Genomic DNA, 16,939 nt, shown 5'->3' with positions numbered 1-16,939 from the left:
GTTTCCTCATTTCTATCTCATTCAAACGGATGTTGCATTTTCCTTTGAAGGTATTCACCTATACGGTGCCAATCGGCTTCCAATTCAGGTCTAAGGGATGGGCGGTAAAACACGGATGCCGGATGGAATGTCGGTAATATAGTGTACGATTCGTCGGTTAAACTATATTGTTTATCTTCTAATGCGGCTAAATATTGCACAGGTTGCGTCAGTACTTGTCCATGAAGAGCTGTAACCTTCGCATGTTTTCCTAGCAATCGCTGCAAGCCAATATTCCCTAGTGTTACGATGAGCTTTGGTTGAAGATTGGCTACTTCAAAATCGAGCACTAGCGCATGAGCCAATTGCTCTTTTTGTGTGGGTGGACGATTATACTTACGTTCCGTCAAACTACCATCCCGTTCTTTCTTCGTCCCCCATTTGTACGGTCTACTGCGAAACGAACTCGTCATATAAACATCTTCACGTGTTAACCCGATCGATGCAAGGGATTTCATCAATTCATCACCTGCACGACCGATGAACGGAACACCATGTATCGCTTCATGTTCGCCCGGTGCTTCTCCAATTAGTAAGAGTGTCGGTGATTTCGGACCTTCCCCGTGAACAAAGCCTTCTACTGGAAATCCTTCGCTGCGTTCTAAAGCTATACGCGCAATTTCATCTGGTACACGAAACATCGTATCCACTCCTTTCTGTAATTATAAAGGTTTCGATGTCGAATCAAAAATGTTAACCATCGAAAAAGCCGCTCCCATTTATGTAAAATGGAAACGACTTACTTTATACTATGTTAACTCAGTTTGTTTTGTTTCTGTTCCGAGGAAAATAACAGCCAGTACACCTACCATAATTGCTGCGCAGAATATGCCAAAGATAATTCCGAAGCCGTATCCTGCCGTTAACAAGGAACCTACGAGAAGCGGTCCGAAAATACCTCCTACACGCCCCACTGCAGCTGCAACCCCGGAGCCTGTTGCTCGGATCGCTGTAGGGTATTGTTCCGGAGAATAAGCATAAAGAGCTCCCCAAGCACCCAAGTTAAAGAAAGATAGAAACGCACCGGCTACCATCAACGTAGTCAATGTCTCCGAATTACCGAAAGCAAGAGCACTGAGCGCCGTTCCAACTAAATAGGTAGCGAGGACGAATTTACGCCCCATGCGCTCGATCAACCATGCGGCACTGAAATAACCTGGTAACTGTGCCAATGTCATCAATAATACATAGCCGAAACTCTTAATTAGACTGAAACCCTTGATCACCATAACACTTGGTAACCAGAGGAACATGCCATAATACGAGAAGACCACAGCAAACCAAACGATCCACAACATAATCGTCCGCTTTCTAAATGCAGGAGCCAGTAATTGCTTTAGTTTCTGTCCTGTCGTTTGCGATGTTTTTTCTTGCTCTTCAAACTTCTTGGAGTCTGGCAAATTACGTCGTAAGTAAATTGCATAAAATGCCGGTAGTGCTGTGATAATCAGAGCTACTCTCCAACCGAATTCCGGGATAACGAAATACGCTATTAAAGCCGCTATGAGCCAACCCGCCGCCCAAAAGCTTTCGAGTAAAACTACTACACGTCCCCGCTCTTTTGCAGACACGCTTTCCGAAACTAATGTAGAAGCAACAGGCAACTCTCCACCTAACCCTGCTCCTACTAAGAAACGCAAGGCTAAAAATGCCCATAATGTCGTTGTCAACGCGGATAAGCCACTCGCAACTGAAAATAAAACCAACGTCATCATAAATACTTGCTTGCGCCCAATCCGATCAGCCAATAAACCGAATCCGAATGCACCTATTGCCATACCGATGGAGTTTACACTACCAATCCAGCCCATCTCAGTTGAAGTCAGATTCCACTCTACAGCTAATGCAGCAATGACAAATGAAAGAATTCCAACATCCATCGCGTCGAACATCCAGCCTGTACCAGCGATACCTAGTAATTTATTCCGAGATATTTCTTTCTTTTTCACAAGGCTTCTACCTTTCTATTGTGCAATCTTTATATGTCTTTACAGGTGTCATTATAGCACTTTTTATTTGTATTTGACTAGTCTTGTTTTTTGGATAATTTTAGGCATTGGGTGTTGTTGGTTGTGAGCTGGTGCGGGAGGTGATAGAGCGGATGGGCTGTGGGTATGAGCGGATTCGGGATTGGATTGAGCGGGTGGGCCGGGGGTATGAGCGGATTCGGGATTGGATTGAGCGGATGGGCTGTGGGTATGAGCGGATTCGAGACACGATTGAGCGGGTGGGCCGGGGGTATGAGCGAATTCGGGATTGGATTGAGCGGGAGGGCTGCGTGTATGAACGAAATCTAGACACGGTTGAGCGGGTGGGCTGTGGGTATGAGCGGATTCGGGACTGGATTGAGCGGATGGGCCGGGGGTATGAGCGCATTCGGGATTGGATTGAGCGGATGGGCCGGGGGTATGAGCGCATTCGAGACACGATTGAGCGGGTGGGCTGCGTGTATGAGCGCATTCGAGACACGATTGAGCTGATACGCCGGGGCTTTGAGCGCATTCAAGACACGATCAAGCGGCCAAACATCGTAATTGGGTGCAATCCAACAAATTAAAGCTAAAGAACAATCCACAAGCATACAAAAATCCCGGAAGACAGAGTCTCCCGGGATTTCATTCGTTCTTATAATCCAGCTTCTACTTCTTTGATCATTTCTTTAATTGATTGAAGCCCGCCACCAGATAGGTACCAGTATTCACCGTTCAAATAAACCATTTTGTCATTTTGGAATGCGTTTGTTTTCTTCACAAGATCGTTTTCAACAGAATCTTTTGCTGTTGCGCCGTTACCAATAGCTGCGTCACGGTCGATTATGAATAGAATATCCGGGTTTGTTTCTAAGATATATTCAAACGTAATATTTTGTCCATGTGTAGAAACTTCAATTTTTTCGTCAGCGGGTTCAAAACCGAATACGTCGTGTACAAGTCCGAAACGTGAGCTCGGGCCGTATGCACTTACTTTTCCTTCAGTTGCTAAGATGATCAATGCATTGCTGTCGATACCTTCAGTCTTAGTTTTGATGTCTTCGATGCTTGCATCTACGTCTGCTAATTCAGTATTCATCTCATCTTCTTTATCGAAGATTGTAGCGATTTTGCCCATGTTCTCTTTGAAAGAATCCATATATTTAGCTGTATCAATACCCATGTAAATTGTTGGTGCAATTTCAGATAACTGATCATACAAGTCTGTTTGACGTCCAGAGATGAAGATCACGTCTGGCTTCATTGCATTGATTGCTTCAAAGTCAGGCTCTTTCAAACTACCAAGATTTTCATATTTCTCATCTTCGTATTTAGAAAGGTAACCTGGTACGTTTGATTGTGGAAGACCTGCAACTTCAATTCCTAGCTCATCCAATGTATCTAATGTTCCAAAGTCAAAAACGACTACCTTTTCAGGGTTCTTTTCAAGTGTTGTTTCACCAAGTTCATGTGTAATCGTTACTTCTTTGCTTTCTTCAGCTGGCTTGTCTTCAGGTGTTGCATTGTCTGCAGGTTTTTCTTCGTCTTTCGCACCGCCACAAGCAGCTAGTGCAAGCATTAAGATTAATGCGAATAGGGAAAGGGTAAGTTTCTTCATTTTAGTATAATTCCTCACTTTTTATGATTTATTTTAAGAGTTAAAATACACACAAATACGGCAATCTTTCATTTGTTGAATCGGGATTTCCATATCATAAATTTCACGTAATGAATCTGAGGTAATAATATCGTTTGTTACTCCGTCCTTGACGACTTTTCCGTTTTTCAACGCAACGATGCGGTCTGAATAGACAGAGGCAAAGTTGATGTCATGCAAGACGATGACCACCGTTTTGCCAAGATCATCGACAAGCTGGCGCAAGATTTTCATGATTTGCACGGAGTGCTTCATGTCCAGATTATTCAGTGGTTCATCGAGCAAGATATAATCAGTGTCTTGTGCAATCGTCATCGCAATGAAAGCTCGCTGACGCTGACCGCCCGATAATTCATCCAAATAAGCTTCTTGCATGTCTGTCAGGCCCATATACTCCAACGCCTGATCCACCATCCGCTCATCTTCTTCCTGAAGACGGCCCTTACTATGCGGGAAACGGCCGAACGAAACAAGTTCACGGATGGTAAGTTTGACATTCATGAAGTTGGATTGCTTTAAAATGGCGACGCGCTTAGCAAAATCATTGGATTTCATATTTTTCACTTTGCTTTTATCGAGCAATACCTCGCCCGTGTCGGCATCCATTAAACGACTTACCATTGATAGAAGAGTAGATTTACCAGCCCCGTTCGGTCCAATGAAAGATGTGATTTTTCCACGATGAATATTTACACTGACCTTTTCGACGACTGCTTTTTTCCCATAAAACTTCGTTATCTCACGAACTTGAATCATGAAGATCGACTCTCCTTTAATAATAAGTAGATAAAGTAAATGCCACCGACAAAGTTAATGATCACACTGAGTGTGGTCGAGAAAGAGAAAAGACGTTCAACGATCCATTGACCGCCTACTAATGCAATGACACTCATCAACGCAGCACCGGCGATTAACACTGAATGCTTGAACGTGTTGAAGAATTGGTAAGACAAGTTGGCTACAATTAGCCCGAAGAAAGTAATCGGACCTACAAGTGCAGTGGACACCGCAATCAGTACTGCCGATAAAATCAGCATGATCTTGACGACCGACTGATACGGCACACCTAGATTGATAGCTGTATCGCGTCCCAATGATAAAACATCGAGTTCATTGATATAGCGCCAACCGATAATAAGTGTGATAACCAATATCGATAATGCCCACCAAACGAGATCGCCATTGATATTGTTGAAACTCGCAAACATCTTATCTTGCACACGCAAGAATTCATTCGGATCGATCATCACTTGCAGGAATGTCGATATACTTCCGAAAAATGTACCTACGATGATGCCGACTAGTAATAAGAAATAAATCGGCCTATTCCCTTTACCAAATAAGAAGTGATAAAGCAGCAAGGCGAACAATATCATCGCACCTACAGACAGCATGAAGTTAAACTGCTGGTTGACCAGTACAAATGATGTAGATCCGAAAAAGAAAATGAGTACGGTTTGCAGCAGGATATAGAGTGAATCCAATCCCATGATACTTGGTGTCAAAATGCGGTTATGTGTGATTGTCTGGAAAATAACTGTGGAATATGCCACTGCTACACCTGTTAAAACCATAGCCACGACTTTGACTGCTCTTCTAGGAAGTGCATAGTCATAGCTGCCGTTCAAACCTTGAAATAGATACAGCCCGCAAAAGACTAATGAGAATGCCAATAAAATTAGCAGTTTCGTTGAGTTACGCATAGGCTTTCCCCCTAAACAACAAGAACAGGAAGATTGCGCTTCCGATGACACCGACCATTAAACTGATCGAGATTTCATATGGGAAGATAATAACCCTGCCTAGAATGTCACAGATAAGAAGGAAGATTGCACCTAGCAATGCGGTATGCGGCAACGTCTTTTGCAGATGGTCTCCTTTGAAAATCGAGACGATGTTCGGAATGATTAACCCTAGGAAAGGAATCAGACCTACTGTCAATACAACGGTTGTCGTAATTAATGCGACTAAGATCAATCCGATATTGACGATACTCTTGTAAGCGAGTCCTAAGTTCTTGGAAAAGTCTTCTCCCATACCCGCCACTGTAAATCGATTCGCATATAAATATGTAATGATCAACACAGGTACACTTATATACAAAAGCTCATAACGGCCTTTCATGATCATAGAAAAGTCTCCTTGAAGCCAAGCAGACATATTCTGGATCACGTTTGCTTTAAATGCAAAAAATGTGGCGATGGAAGATAAAATATTCCCGAACATCAATCCGACTAGCGGAATAAAAATCGCATCTTTAAATTTAATACGATCCAGAATTTGCATAAACAAGAATGTACCAAGTAAGGCGAATGTAAACGATACCGCCATTTTTTCTAATAGTGTCGCGTTGGTAAATATCAACATAGACACTAAGATTCCAAGTTTAGTCGCATCCAACGTCCCTGCCGTAGTAGGTGAGACAAATTTATTGCGGCTCAGTTGTTGCATAATCAAACCTGCAATACTCATCCCTGCACCTGCAAGCAATATAGCAACTAATCGTGGAACACGACTTATCAAGAAAATTTCTGTTGCTTCTGAGCGCCAATCCAATAGGTCCGCTGGTGTGATTCGGCTTGCGCCGACAAACAGCGAAAGAAATGATAAAAGTATAACTGCTGTAATTAAGTAACGTTTCTTCATGAAGAACTCCGATATCGAATATTTGAGCATTTCTCACTTAAATGAAAATGATTATCATTCGCTCAAGAACTACATTACCGCGTTTAGCATATGATGTCAATATCTAAATGAAAATCGTTATCAACACTTTTCACTAATTGATGATTACGGGACTTATGCACTGTTATTTATTCATCCATATGGAATCATACGAAAAAACCGTTTTCCGTATGACACGGAAAACGGCGTATTCATTTACTGCTGATTCATTCCTTGATTCATTTCTTGGGCACTATCTAGTATTTCTTTCGGTACTTTGATTTCATCAATCTCATTGATCTTTGTCATAGTACCTTTAATATTCTGTGTGACTTTAACTTGCTGACCTTGCTCATCCATTGTCATGATGATGTCAAAGTCTTTTGTGAAGAATGTCTCTTTATCGATGGTAATTTGCATATCAACTTTTCCAACTTTCATATCTGTTTCTCCCATCATGGATTCATCTGCACCCACTGGCATGTTCTTTTCCAACATTTCCTTCATGAGCTCACTGAACTTTTCACCGGAGCCTACCAACGTCAGAAAGTATTCATCGTTGGTCTCTTCAAATGTAAAGTCTTCTGCGTATTCCTCATACATGGTGAAATCCACTGGTGTTTCAGTCACTCCCGCCATTTGACCGGTGACTTCTTTATACATTTCATCCGGCAGTTTGATCCAACCACCTGACTCTGGATCCTTCATGAAGAAGCCTTCTTCTGTCATATACTGTTCTATCGCCATTCCTTCACCACCAACTTGCATATTCATCGTTTGACGAATGGCGAGCGGTTCAAGAATCATATCTATCTCAATTATTGCTCTCGCTTTGTTGTGCGGTTAGTTGGGGAAAATCTTCAAATCCACCTATTATATTAAGAATCAGATACAAATTAGTAGGCAATATAAACGACTATTTTACATGATTTTTCTTGTTTGTTATCAAGAGGTTTAAATTCTTAGTAATCGGGCAAACTAGAAGCATCCCACCCCCTTTCTCTTCTTATAAAGATAAAAGGATTTGGCTGCATGCATTGCGCATGCAGCCCTTTTTTTATTTACATTCACTTCATAATGAATTCTTGTAGGCGTTCACATTCACTTTCAGGCATTTCCACAGTCATCAATGTACCTTCTTCTTCGTACGCTGTATCTTTAATCGAAGCATTTTCATTTAGATGTGCAACGATTTCTCCACGGTCGTATGGGATCATTAATTTACACGTGACATATTGTCGGAATAAGTTTTGTTGGATCAATGTTAGTAATTCAGGTATGCCTTTATTTTCGCCAGCTGACATCCAAATACTTTGATCTTTTATACGCGGATAGGAGATTTCAGTCAAATCCGATTTATTATATATGTTGATGGTAGGAACATTTTCCACCCCTATATCTCCTAGTGTTTCATTGGTAACATCCATCATATGACCATGTTCTTCGTCTGAAACGTCCACAACATGCAACAGTAAATCGGCATTCTTGGCTTCTTCTAGTGTCGAACGGAATGCTTGGACAAGATGGTGAGGAAGTTTGGAAACGAACCCTACGGTATCTGTTAAAATGAACTCTTTTTTATCTTGCAGTTTAATTTTTCTTACAGCGGTTTCGAGCGTTGCGAATAGCATGTCTTTTTCACTAACTTCTTTGGATTCATCCACGTCTGTATATTGCAGCAACCGATTCATCAACGTGGATTTCCCAGCGTTTGTATACCCCACGATCGACACAACAGGTATGCCACTTCTGACACGCTGTTTTCGCTGCGTTTCTCGTTGATCACTTACATGCTCTAGCTCACGGCGAAGCTTCGCGATCTGATCTTCAATTTTCCGACGATCGAGCTCTAGCTTTGTTTCACCCGCCCCTTTATTCTGTAAGCCGCCTCCTGTGCCGCCACCTTGCCTACTGAGTGAAGCACGAAGTCCTACGAGTCGCGGTAATGTATATTGTAGTTGCGCCAATTCGACTTGCATCTGTGCTTCTCGATTGCGCGCGCGTCTCGCAAAAATATCCAATATAAGCATAGTACGATCAATAATTTTACACTCTAGATCTCTCTCCAGGTTTCGTAACTGGGAAGGCGATAATTCATCATTGAAGATTAATAAATTTGCTCCGGTTTCTTCATACACATCACGAATTTCACCAATCTTTCCTTTCCCAATATAAGTAGATGGGTTTTTCCGTTCCAAGTTCTGTGTCACTTCACCTATGACTTCCACATTGATTGCTTCTGCCAAATTCTTCAGTTCTTCCATCGCATATTCGAAGTGCAGATCCTTTTGTTCGTGCACGCCGACTACTACGGCCTTTTCAATTAACACATCCATGCTAGTATCCCCCCGACATCTTTCTATATAGTTTACCCTTCGTTCTGTTTGCTAATCGTTCGATATGAAATGAACCTCCGCCAAACGTTGCACCGTTTCACTTTTTTCTATAAAGCGCAAGACTACGTCCCCGATTCGAATATCATGTACATCGCCGACTTTCTGCGATAATAATACCGCCCATTCACCTGCTTCTTGCAAAGGATCTTCCACATGAAAAACACATTCTGAAACTTTTCGCTGTTGATGGAAAGTCGTTCTTGCACCTGTCTTGGCGAGACGAGCTTTTCGCTGTGCTTCGGGTTCTTCCCATTCAATGAAAAACGGATACGGCAATTCATTGGAGACACTTTGTTCGATAAACAACATCTTCCATCGAAGCAACTCACCGTCTTCTGTTTTTCGTGAGGCATTGTGAATTTTTGTTGTAGTGAAACCTTTGTTATCGAGTTCATCTTTCCATTGTTCCATATCTTCAACCGAAAAGCATACATTCGCCCAGCCATCTCCGTATTGCCGATCATGAAAGTAGTGTGCAATGAGTGGCAAATGCGCTGCCGCAATCCTCGCTTTGTCTTCGTCTTCTACTGTCAGCCATTCGATATAGGCATTATCAACATACAATAACGCATTTGCTGTTCCCCAGTTTTCATGCTGTCCACCAGCTACTGCCTGTGTAGCTTTTGCACGTTGCTCTTTAACAATGCTCTGTGCATCATTCTGGGTGAAATAGACCATATGGTCGAGTTTCATAGTAACCCCTCCCTCCTCAATAGATGATCTCCCTCTATCATATCAAACCTGTCTTACCAAACGGGATTCACCGACCTATCCCTTAAATGAAAGTCCCCCTTCATTCCTATTGTTTTTGCACAACGAATACACGATGCGGGACAATGATGCAATATAACCTCTCATAGTATGAGAACAGCTACAGTCAAAATAGGCTTCAGTGTTTCCCGAAAGGTCAGAATAGTGTAGGATAAAAGAAGAGTTTCAGGAGTATTTATGTCCTGATGATAACGAATGCGGAGGGATTGTATGGTAATCGATTTATTAAAATCTCACTCATCGGTTCGTCGTTACAAAGATGAGCCGATTTCAAGAGAAACAGTTATGGAACTAGTTAAAGCAGGTCAGCACGCAGCAAGTTCTCACTTCGTGCAAGCCTGCACCGTAATGTATGTCACAGACACTGAAAAACGCGGTCAATTAGCTGAGCTATCCAAGAACCGCCGCCAATTCTATACAGCCGGCGCGGTATTAGTATTTTGTATGGATTATAACCGCCTATCTCACGCTGCTCGTTTACATGGTCAGGAAATCGACTATACGGTAGTAGAGAATGTACTAGTTGGTGCGGTCGATGTTGGTCTATTCGCACAAAATGTCGTCATTGCTGCCGAATCGAAAGGCTACGGCATTTGCTATATCGGCGGCGTACGGAATGCGATGGAAGAAATTTCAGAAGTACTGGAATTACCGAAAGGCGTTGTGCCTCTATTCGGATTGTCTATCGGTGTTCCAAATGAATCCAATGGAGTCAAACCACGTTTACCTGTAGAAGCCATTTTGCATGAAAACACGTATAACGAAAAACAGTACACTGATCTATTACCAGCTTATGATGAAATCATGAAAGAATACTATTCAAGCCGTGACTCCAATCAACGTGATGCAATGTGGACAAAAGAAATGGCCGATTTCCTTGAATCACCAAGAAGAACGGATCTCCAGGCATTCTTAGAAAAACAAGGATTCTTATTGAACTGAAGACAGACAGGAGTGTCAAACGATGTCAGTAGATGACGTGCTGGAACTACTCCAGCGACGCATGACAGATGGAACATTCATCCGTGCCACAATTAGTGGGCCACGAATGAAATCCAATGATGTGAAGCGAATTAAATTAAAACCGCTTGAACTAAAAGGTGAATTTTATATTCAATTTGAGTATCAACATGAACGTGTTCTTAAGCATGACAATGTGGCGCTAGAAGACGTGGCGCAGCCCTTGCACGAGGCTTTGGAAAACTTTAAGCAATTCCATATTGATTTGTCAGATGAAACGATGCAGATTCAAATATCCAAGAAGATGAAGGTTTCGATTAAACGAATTTTCCTTAATACCGAAAAGACAGTAGACTATGCGCATAATCGTACGAAGAATTATGCATTACATGAAGGCACACCTTACCCATTTCTCATTCGTCTTGGTGTTCAAACACCCGAAGGTAAGGTTAAGAATCAAAAACATGATAAGTTCCGTCAGATTAATCGCTTCGTCGAACTGATTGATGACACGCTTTCCCACTTGCCAAAAGACCGTCCAATTCGCATACTCGATTTCGGATCGGGTAAATCTTATTTGACGTTCGCACTGTATCATTACTTGCGAATCGAAAAAGGTCTGGATATTCGGGTGACAGGATTAGATCTAAAAAAAGAAGTCATTGAAGAATGTCAAGAAATTGCACGTGATCTGCAATACGATCAGCTGGAATTTCTAGTAGGCGATATCAATGAATATGATGGGGATACCGCAGTGGATATGGTCGTCACGCTTCACGCATGTGACGTGGCAACGGATATGGCGTTGGCTAAAGCAGTCAACTGGGGAGCTTCCGTCATCCTATCTGTTCCTTGTTGTCAGCATGAGCTGTTTTCACAAGTTCATGCTCCGGCACTCGACATCATGTTGCAGCACGGCCTTGTAAAAGAACGTTTTGCTGCACTCGCAACCGATTCCATCCGCGCAGAGTTGCTAACATTAGTTGGCTATGAAGCACAACTCGTCGAGTTCATCGATATGGAGCACACACCTAAGAACATCTTGATACGTGCTTACCGTACTACTAAACAACCAACTGCAGCTCAAATTGATCGTTACGCAGCATTCAGGGATATGTTGCAGGCTAAGCCTTTCCTGGAGAATGAACTGAAGCCTTTGCTTGGTTTTCTACCGACAAATGACAATTACAGTATATAATAGCGAAAGATCACCTTTACGTCATATTGACGAAGCGGTGATCTTTTTATATTACTTATGATTGTGGCAAGTGCTCGATGATACTATCTACTGCCTGCTTAATATAATGCGGTTTCGTCCCAAGATTTAAACGAATGAAGCCTTTTGAGTTTTCCCCAAACCACTCTCCGTAGTCAATTGCTAGTTTACATGTATCTTGTACGAATTCTTTTACACCATCTGGCTGGATATGTGCACGCAAGTCAATCCACAATAAGTACGTTCCCTCTAACGGCGTAACGATTAACTGAGGCGCATGCTCTGCGAACTGTTCAACCGCATAGCGTTCATTGGATTTCACGACTTCTCGTAATCCTTCAAGCCAATCTACCCCATGATTATAAGCCGCTTCTGCAGCCGTCATTCCCAGCATATTGACTTCTGTTTGATTCACGGAATTCACATACGTATCGAACTGCTTTAGTAACGCTTCATTTTCTATGATGATCTGGGATGTTAACAAGCCCGCCAAGTTGAATGTTTTTGAAGCAGAAGTTACCGTAATGACACGCTCTGAGTACTTCCCTCCAGAGACAATTGCAGATGGTATATGTGTATGATCGCCAAATGTCATATCATGATGGATTTCATCCGACACGATCAACACGTCATGCTGTTCACAGATTGACAGGAGTTTTTCCGCTTCCTCTGCTGTCCATACACGGCCAACGGGATTATGTGGTGTACAATGAATGAATAGTTTTACGTCATTCTCGATTATTTGCTTTTCAAAGTCTTCAAAATCGATTGTGTAAATACCTTCCGTATTAATGAGTTCGCTACTTATCAGTGTACGACCAGTATCTTTCACTGCGTTGGCGAAAGGATAATAGACCGGGGATAGAATAATCACTGCATCCTGAGGTTTTGTAAATGCATTAACAAACCAGTACAATGCAGTCACGACGCCTGTCGAAAAACGCATCCATTCTTCTTTCACTTCATAACCATGACGCTCACGTTCCCAATTAATAAACGCTTCAAAATATGATTCAGGTGCATATGTATAGCCGAACACCCCAAAATCCACTTTTTCTTTCAATGCCTCTATCACTTGCTCTGGTGCTTTAAACTCCATATCCGCTACCCAGGCAGCAAGTAAATCTGCATCACCGAAACGTTCCTCAAGCTTGTCCCATTTCAGCGAGTTCGTACCCTTTCGATCAATTGCATAACGCTCTAAAAACTGTTCTTTATTCATATAGAAACCTCCTCTATTATCGTCTTTATAGTAGTCATTCTATTCCGATTGTATCATATGTCCCTATTCGCTTCCTACGTTGTCGTTATGATTTATTTTGGGGTATACTAGAGTATTGAAGCAACATTTAGGTGGAGGTTATGAACGTGAGAAAATGGAATACCGCAATGGGTTTACTAGCACTACTTTTCATTTGTTCCATTCAGTCTGTCAGCGCACAAACGACAGATATAAAATATATAGACGTCCCTAATCATCACTGGGCGAAAAATGAAATAATGCAGCTGGATGAAATGAAAATCATTACAGGCAATTTCGATATGCAGTTCCATCCTGAAACACCGCTAACAAAGGGGCAAGCTGCTGTCTCTTTATCTAAAATTTTCGGATCGAAATTTATTGATAAATCTTACGGGTTTTCAGATATCGCATGGGGATCGGATAAAGCACGTTTTGCTTCGACCGCTGTCGAGAACGGCTGGATTCAACCAAGCGAACAAGGTGTTTTCGGCTTTGACGAACCATTGACGAAGACAGAACTATGGAATTCATTCATTACGGCTTTTGATATGGAAAAGGACTTTGGTAAAGTGTTATCTACTAGCTGGCCTTCTAGTTTGGATAGATCAACGCTGAAAAATATTCCTGTTTATACGTTTCCTCAAGTAGAGGAGTTTCTTCATTACGGCGACTCGCTCGTATCCAGAGCATACTTTTCAAAAGCATTGCACCGGATTCTAGTGGAAACTAATCGTATTAAGCAACCAAAGCAGTTCACACTTTCCACTCCGGAAGAGTCTGTTACCTATAGAAAAAGTGTTCCCGAGACTTATTTAGGAAGTGTTCCGTTCAGTACACACCCTCTTTATTTGCGCTCCAAGAATGCCTTTGAATATAAAGACTTTACACAAACTGATTATGGGTTTTCACGTGATAGTACCTATACGTATGCCGTTGGAAAAGAAGGAGCAGAAATTAAATTAACTGTTCGTGAATTACCTAATAAAGATGTATTTGTATTCTCGGAACTAAATAATCCAACAGACGAATCTATTACGGTAGAAGTACTTCAAAAGGAAGAGGATGTCGCGCGTATTAACTTATTCCGCTATGATCGCTATCCACTCATGCGTGAAAACACAGATTTGACTGATGCTGATATGACCACTTATCCGACAGGTCTGTTGCGCTTCATCAAAACAGACGGCACTGTAGAAGAGCGGATGATTGGACAGGCTTATCAATCCAAACAATTATCCCTTCGCTATGATAATAACGAACAAAGCGTCTCGCGAGAACTTCTTGAAGAGCAAGAGAACTTCTCCTATGCGTTAGCTGGAAAAACACTGCTATCCTCCTATACACTACAAGCCAACACAGGGGAAATTGCCGACCACTGGTATGTCGATTCAGACGAGCAGTTATTTAATTCAAAGGATTATATATTCAAATGGATGAGAGAAACTAGTCAGAATCACAAGAAGCGTAATAATTGGTACACAGCAGATGGTTCATATAATAAATTAGCAGATTCAACAGAACCGATGCCCGTTACAGGTCAAAACTACGGACGTACGTTATTGATGCTGAAAGAAGATCGAGCCTTAACACTTTATCATGAAAATAAAGGACGTTATTTTGAGAATCTAGTCTATAATGCTTTCGTCAACTTGAAAAACTTCAAGCAGGACAAAGCCTACTGGGAAACAGAAGTAACCAGTACGTATTTAAAAAATCTATATGATATTCACGCACCATTTATTGATACGCGTTTCAATGAACAAATAGCTTTATTCTATTATAATATCGGCGGTGAGTTCGGGATCCCTTCCCCGAATGAACCACTGCGTAATTATGCTGACCTGCTCGTTTCCCAACAACAAAAAGGCAATATTAATCGGGTAGCTAGCGATGCCTATTACATTGCGGATTACTTTCCGATCAAACAGAAAGTGACTACCCATACATCCATGAACCACGCACTCGGTGGTATGAATATTTTACTCATGTCTTACCAGGAGTTCGGGGATTGGAGATATCTTCAAACCGCACGCAATATCCAGCGAGCCATCGTCTATCAAAAAGATAAATGGATTCGTGATTCCGGAGATATTTGGTATAAAATCTCTCCGGAATCTACTTTCGAAGGCGATGATTATAAACATCTGACACTAGAAGACTTAATTGAATCCTATCAACTTTGGCAACAAATTGATCCTAGTTACTTGCCTACGCTGCAGCAACTAATTATTTCTAAAGCCACCTTCCTATCCAATGAAAAACTTGGCTATACGACGAAGATTAAAAAGGGCTTGAAGGAAATTGGCTTGTACGAGTATTTACCCGATGGCGATGAAGTTACCGACGCATTATAAAATATAAACAAAAAGAGCTATCCGTGCACACTGTGCAGGATAGCTCTTTTCGTTTATTTTCCTTCCTCAATTAACTCTATTGTATCATCAAATTCTTTTTCAATAATCGGGTCATGTTTATACGTTATTTTACTTACTACAACTGCAACAAGAAGACAGATCACAAACCCTGGAACGATTTCATATAATGAACTCGATAAGAACTTGACGTTACCCCAAATACCGACTGTAATTGCACCAGTGATCATACCATATAGCGCACCTTTAGCCGTTAATTTTCTCCAATATAATGATAAAAGGATGATAGGACCGAATGCCCCACCAAAGCCTGCCCAAGCAAACGAAACCAACTTCAAGACAGATTCTTTATTCGGCCAAGCGAGCGCCATTGCGACAATCGTCACGAGCAGAACAGCTAGACGACCTAAAAATACATAACGACTATCCGTGGCATTTGTTTTGAAAACCGCTTTATACAAGTCTTCAATCAACGCAGAGGATGTCACAATCAATTGAGAGGATATCGTACTCATGATAGCTGCCAAAACTGCAGCTAGCATAATGCCTGCAATTAGCGGATGGAAGATAATCTGTCCTAGAACAATAAAGACTGTTTCTGGATCCGCTAAGTCCGCGCTATTTTGCTGAAAATACGCGATACCGATTAATGCAGTAGAAATTGCACCCATCAAACTTAGTATCATCCAACCAATACCTATCCGTCTTGCACTTTTCGTCTCTTTAACTGAGCTGATTGCCATAAAACGGACGATAATATGCGGTTGCCCAAAGTAACCGAGTCCCCATGCAAGCGAAGAAATGATACCTACTACACTCACACCTGATACAAAGTTAAACAGCGAAGGATCGACTTCTCTAATACTCGCCGCTGTTTCAGAAAATCCACCTGTAATGAAAATACCAAATGAAGGCACTAAAATTAGCGCTAAAAACATAATCAATCCTTGAACAAAATCAGTATAACTGACGGCTAAGAATCCACCAAATAACGTATAAGCTAACACTACTACTGATACAATAATAAGCCCCGTATGATACTCTAATCCAAATGAACTTTGGAAGAACTTACCACCCGCTACCATACCTGAAGATACGTAGAACGTGAAGAATGACAAGATAATGATCCCTGAAGCTACTCGTAGTAAACGAGAAGTATCTTTTAATCTGTTCTCGAGAAAACTCGGAATCGTGATAGAGTTATTCGAGACTTGTGTATAGGCACGTAAACGTGGTGCCACAAACAACCAGTTCAAATAAGCACCTACCGTCAAGCCAATCGCCAACCATATTTCACCTAATCCACTTAAATAAATTGCGCCCGGTAATCCCATCAAAAGCCAACCCGACATATCGGAAGCTCCCGCACTCAGTGCTGTAACAGCCGGTCCGAGTGAACGTCCACCAAGCATATAATCCGTCAGATTCGATGTACGTTTGAACGCATACCAACCAATGAACAGCATAGCCGCCATATAAACGATTATGGAAATAAGCTGATACATTTGTTCTGTCATACTATCATCTCCTTTTTTCTATCTATGTACTCATACTACCTGATAGGTAGCGTGCTTTGAACCTTTATTTCGAGACTCGTAGAATATGACTATTTTTCGATACAATTCCCCGGGAAATTACTTCATTTGACATA

General features: G+C 41.7%; 14 protein-coding genes. 3 read left to right on the top strand and 11 right to left on the bottom strand.

Going from position 1 to position 16,939, the window contains the following annotated elements; all coding sequences use genetic code 11:
* Positions 1-17: 17 nt before the first annotated feature.
* The 9 genes from CSV72_RS08625 to CSV72_RS08580 form a co-directional block, all read right to left on the bottom strand.
* Positions 18-680 (bottom strand): uracil-DNA glycosylase, encoded by a 663-nt coding sequence (locus CSV72_RS08625; protein WP_099678003.1) that lies wholly within the window; start codon positions 678-680, stop codon positions 18-20.
* A gap of 108 nt (positions 681-788) precedes the next feature.
* Positions 789-1,931, bottom strand: a complete 1,143-nt coding sequence (locus CSV72_RS08620; RefSeq protein ID WP_199170079.1) for an MFS transporter — start codon at positions 1,929-1,931, stop codon at positions 789-791.
* Between the two features lie 733 nt (positions 1,932-2,664).
* Complete coding sequence (locus CSV72_RS08610; protein ID WP_099678001.1) at positions 2,665-3,627, bottom strand: siderophore ABC transporter substrate-binding protein; 963 nt, start codon at positions 3,625-3,627, stop codon at positions 2,665-2,667.
* A 33-nt stretch (positions 3,628-3,660) separates the two neighbouring features.
* Positions 3,661-4,422 (bottom strand): iron ABC transporter ATP-binding protein, encoded by a 762-nt coding sequence (locus CSV72_RS08605; protein ID WP_099678000.1) that lies wholly within the window; start codon positions 4,420-4,422, stop codon positions 3,661-3,663.
* Positions 4,419-5,369 (bottom strand): iron chelate uptake ABC transporter family permease subunit, encoded by a 951-nt coding sequence (locus CSV72_RS08600; protein WP_099677999.1) that lies wholly within the window; start codon positions 5,367-5,369, stop codon positions 4,419-4,421. The genes CSV72_RS08605 and CSV72_RS08600 overlap by 4 nt, the downstream gene beginning before the upstream one ends.
* The gene (locus CSV72_RS08595) at positions 5,362-6,312 is read right to left on the bottom strand and encodes an ABC transporter permease (RefSeq protein WP_099633848.1); all 951 of its coding nucleotides are present in this window, start codon (positions 6,310-6,312) and stop codon (positions 5,362-5,364) included. Before CSV72_RS08595 ends, CSV72_RS08600 begins: the two co-directional genes overlap by 8 nt.
* A gap of 234 nt (positions 6,313-6,546) precedes the next feature.
* Positions 6,547-7,149: a DUF6612 family protein gene (locus tag CSV72_RS08590; protein ID WP_369802895.1), complete on the bottom strand. Its 603-nt coding sequence runs from the start codon at positions 7,147-7,149 to the stop codon at positions 6,547-6,549.
* 248 nt (positions 7,150-7,397) lie between these two features.
* Positions 7,398-8,666 carry a GTPase HflX gene (hflX, locus tag CSV72_RS08585; RefSeq protein ID WP_099677997.1) on the bottom strand — a complete coding sequence of 423 codons (1,269 nt, stop codon included), beginning with the start codon at positions 8,664-8,666 and terminating at the stop codon, positions 7,398-7,400.
* A gap of 51 nt (positions 8,667-8,717) precedes the next feature.
* A complete protein-coding gene (locus CSV72_RS08580; protein WP_099677996.1) occupies positions 8,718-9,419 on the bottom strand; it encodes a VOC family protein in 702 nt (233 codons plus the stop codon).
* A 288-nt stretch (positions 9,420-9,707) separates the two neighbouring features.
* Here CSV72_RS08580 and nfsA point away from each other — a divergent pair, with 288 nt between their 5' ends.
* Positions 9,708-10,439 carry an oxygen-insensitive NADPH nitroreductase gene (gene nfsA, locus CSV72_RS08575; protein WP_099677995.1) on the top strand — a complete coding sequence of 244 codons (732 nt, stop codon included), beginning with the start codon at positions 9,708-9,710 and terminating at the stop codon, positions 10,437-10,439.
* Between the two features lie 22 nt (positions 10,440-10,461).
* Positions 10,462-11,655, top strand: coding sequence for a class I SAM-dependent methyltransferase (locus CSV72_RS08570; RefSeq protein ID WP_099677994.1), 1,194 nt, complete (start codon positions 10,462-10,464; stop codon positions 11,653-11,655).
* Between the two features lie 55 nt (positions 11,656-11,710).
* On the opposite strand, the gene CSV72_RS08565 is transcribed toward CSV72_RS08570, so the two are convergent.
* Positions 11,711-12,895, bottom strand: a complete 1,185-nt coding sequence (locus CSV72_RS08565) for a MalY/PatB family protein (RefSeq protein WP_099677993.1) — start codon at positions 12,893-12,895, stop codon at positions 11,711-11,713.
* Positions 12,896-13,041: 146 nt separating this feature from the next.
* Between CSV72_RS08565 and CSV72_RS08560 the strand changes: the two genes are divergently transcribed.
* Positions 13,042-15,270: an S-layer homology domain-containing protein gene (locus CSV72_RS08560; protein ID WP_158232181.1), complete on the top strand. Its 2,229-nt coding sequence runs from the start codon at positions 13,042-13,044 to the stop codon at positions 15,268-15,270.
* A gap of 53 nt (positions 15,271-15,323) precedes the next feature.
* Here CSV72_RS08560 and putP read toward each other — a convergent pair whose 3' ends face one another.
* A complete protein-coding gene (putP, locus tag CSV72_RS08555; protein ID WP_099677991.1) occupies positions 15,324-16,805 on the bottom strand; it encodes a sodium/proline symporter PutP in 1,482 nt (493 codons plus the stop codon).
* Positions 16,806-16,939: the final 134 nt, after the last annotated feature.

The organism is Sporosarcina sp. P20a (assembly GCF_002743175.1).
Lineage (GTDB): Bacteria > Bacillota > Bacilli > Bacillales_A > Planococcaceae > Sporosarcina.
Note: the sequence above shows the minus strand (reverse complement) of the source record. Positions and strands in the feature narration are given on the sequence as shown.